Annotated in this window: 2 protein-coding genes and 1 pseudogene; 2 read left to right on the top strand and 1 reads right to left on the bottom strand. The window is 60.7% G+C overall.

Annotation, left to right across the window (positions count from 1 at the left end; genetic code table 11):
- A partial coding sequence (locus DM806_RS18045) for an IS256 family transposase (RefSeq protein ID WP_179041586.1) occupies positions 1-1,033 on the top strand: 1,033 nt, incomplete at its 5' end.
- Between the two features lie 42 nt (positions 1,034-1,075).
- A pseudogene (locus DM806_RS18040) lies at positions 1,076-1,693 on the top strand (IS3 family transposase); the annotation flags it as partial.
- Positions 1,694-1,946: 253 nt separating this feature from the next.
- Here DM806_RS18040 and DM806_RS18035 read toward each other — a convergent pair.
- A complete protein-coding gene (locus DM806_RS18035; RefSeq protein ID WP_179044561.1) occupies positions 1,947-2,972 on the bottom strand; it encodes an IS110 family transposase in 1,026 nt (341 codons plus the stop codon).
- Positions 2,973-3,051: the final 79 nt, after the last annotated feature.

Raw genomic sequence — 3,051 nt, 5'->3', positions numbered from 1 at the left:
CGGCTATGGCCGCAAGACAGTGACGACCGACGGGGGACGGATCGAGATCGAGGTGCCGCGTGATCGGGCCGGCAGTTTTGATCCGCAGCTTATCGCAAAATATCAGCGCCGTTTCCCCGGTTTTGATGACAAGATCATCTCGATGTACGCGCGCGGCATGAGTACCCGTGAGATCACCGGGCATCTGCGCGAACTGTACGGCATCGATGCCTCACCCGACCTGATCAGCACGATCACGGACGCTGTGCTGGAGGAGGTCACGGCCTGGCAGCAACGGCCGCTGGACCCAGCCTATCCGCTGGTTTTCTTCGATGCGATCCGGGTCAAGATCCGCGACGAAGGCATGGTCCGCAACAAGGCGATCCATATTGCCCTGGGCGTCATGGCCGACGGCACCAAGGTGGTCCTTGGCTTGTGGCTGGAGCAGAATGAAGGCGCCAAATTCTGGCTGCGCGTCATGAACGAACTGCGCAACCGCGGTGTCGAGGATATCATGCTGGCCGTCGTCGATGGCCTGAAGGGTTTTCCCGACGCCATCACCGCCGTCTTCCCCGAAGCGATGGTTCAAACATGCATCGTCCATCTGCTGCGGAACTCGATGGATTTCGTGGCGTGGAAAGACCGTAAGGCGCTCGGAACGGCCCTGAAGGCCATCTACCGTGCTGTCGATGCCGCGGCCGCCGAGGAAGCGCTAACGGCCTTCGAAGCGAGCTTCTGGGGGCAGCGCTATCCTGCCATCGGCCAGAGCTGGCGTCGGGCATGGCCCGAGGTCATCCCATTTTTCGCCTTCCCCGACGAAGTCAGGCGGATCGTCTACACCACCAATGCCATCGAGGCCTTGAACTCCAAGCTTCGTCGCGCTGTTCGTGCGCGGGGCCATTTCCCCAATGATGAGGCGGCCACCAAGCTGCTCTATCTGATCTTGAACCGATCGGAAAAAGAGTGGAAAATGCCGCCGCGCGAGTGGAACATGGCGAAGGCTCAATTTGCCGTTCTCTTCGGCGAACGCTTCATCAGGGCCATGACGGCCTGATGGTCAACCGCCTCGCCGCACACGAAATTCCTGACAGTCCCCAAGGTGCCGCAGCGCCAACCAAAGCGCGGGCGGCTTTGGCTCAACGACGGATCCTGCATCCGCCTGCGGCCCGAATATCCGGGGCATGTATGGGCCTACGACTTCGTCGAGGGACGAACGCATGATGGCCGCAAGTTCCGCATCCTGACCATCATCGATGAGGCCAGCAGGGAGTGCCTGGCCCTGATCGTTGCCCGGCAGCTCCGTCACGAAGACGTGCTGGCGGCCTTGGCTGACCTGTTCGTCACGCGTGGTCCGCCAGCGAATATCCGGTCTGACAACGGCCGCGAATTTATCGCGACTGCCGTCCAGAAATGGCTGGGGCAGATCGGTGTGAAAACGCTCTACATCGCACCTGGATCACCATGGGAGAATGGCTATAACGAAAGCTTCAACGGGTCGCTTCGCGACGAACTGCTCAATGGCGAAATCTTCTACAGTCTCGCCGAGGCCAAGGTGCTGATCGAAGCCTGGCGGCGGCATTACAACACTGTCCGCCCTCATAGCAGCCTGGGTTATCGGCCGCCGGCCCCGGAAACGGCGACACCGCCATATCCGGCTTCCGGTTCCGCTTCGCTCCACCTCCACCCGGATATGGCGGCAGCGGCTTTAATCCATCTGTGGACGCCCCGATTAACGCAAGTGGTATTTGGAGGTAGGCACGTAGTCGGATGCTGCCATCTGTCCGGCCTCTGATGCAGCGATGATGGCTGCGGGCCCGTATGGGAGTTCGCGGACCGGAACCACATCACTAACGCGTGCTGATGAAGCACGGTGGATTAACCTGGTTCTTCCGATCCCGTCTCGCCGACTGTTGTGCCATACCCTCCTTCGACCGACTACGTTCCGACGACCTCTGGCCCGCCTTGGCTTACGCCGTGGCTGCGACCGGAGCTTTGTAAACTTCATCCTTCGTCAGCAGCGCCCAGACGATCCGTGCCGTCTTGTTCGCCAGCGCAACCGTCACCAGCATGCGTGGCTTGCGCGCCAGCATCTGCTCGAGCCACGAGCCTTTCGCCGCCCCGCGCTTGCTCGCCTGTAGCACTACCGCGCTACTGCCAATAATCAGCAACCTTCGCAGCGTGCGCTCGCCCATTTTCGAGATAGATCCCAGCTTCTGTTTCCCACCAGTTGAGTGCTGACGAGGGGTGAGGCCGACCCAAGCGGCGAAGTCACGCCCCTTGGCGAATGTTTCTGACGGCGGCGCAAGCGCGGTGATCGCCGTTGCCGTGATCGGTCCGATTCCTGGGATCGTCATCAGGCGGCGCGCGACTGCATCCTCGCGAGAGCGCCGGACTATCTCTTTGTCGAGTAGCGCGATCTGCCGGTCAAGCGTTGCCAGAGTATCAAGCAACACCATACACACCGACCGCACCCCTTCGGGCACCGCTGACCGATCGGAGACCAGCGCCCTGAGCGCTTCCAGATGCGCCAAGCCCTTGGGTGCGATCCAACCATATTCTGTCATGTGCCCGCGCAGGGCATTGCCGATCTGGGTGCGCTGGCGGACCAGCAGATCACGCGCCCGGAACACCATCGCGGCTGCCTGCTGTTCCTCAGTTTTCACCGGCACGAACCGCATGCTCGGACGCTGTGCTGCCTCACAGATCGCCTCAGCATCAGCCACATCGTTCTTTTGGCGCTTCACAAAGGGCTTCACATACGCCGGAGCGATCAACCGCACATCATGACCGAGCTTGAGCAACTCGCGCGCCCAATGATGGGCTCCGCCGCACGCCTCCAACACAATTAGGCAACGTGGATGAGCGGAAAAGAAGGGCAACAACTTCGAACGCGTGATCTTCTTGCGCAAAATCGCATGGCCTGACGCATCTACCCCATGCGCCTGAAAAACATGCTTGGCGATATCCAACCCGATTATGCTAACTTCCGACATGGACGCCTCCCTAAAGTGGTGTTCAACACCTCCACTGTGGCACATCGATGCCGTCGGGGGGCGTCCACCCCATCACTAA

It is taken from the genome of Sphingobium lactosutens (assembly GCF_013393185.1).
Lineage (GTDB): Bacteria > Pseudomonadota > Alphaproteobacteria > Sphingomonadales > Sphingomonadaceae > Sphingobium > Sphingobium lactosutens_A.
Note: the sequence above shows the minus strand (reverse complement) of the source record. Positions and strands in the feature narration are given on the sequence as shown.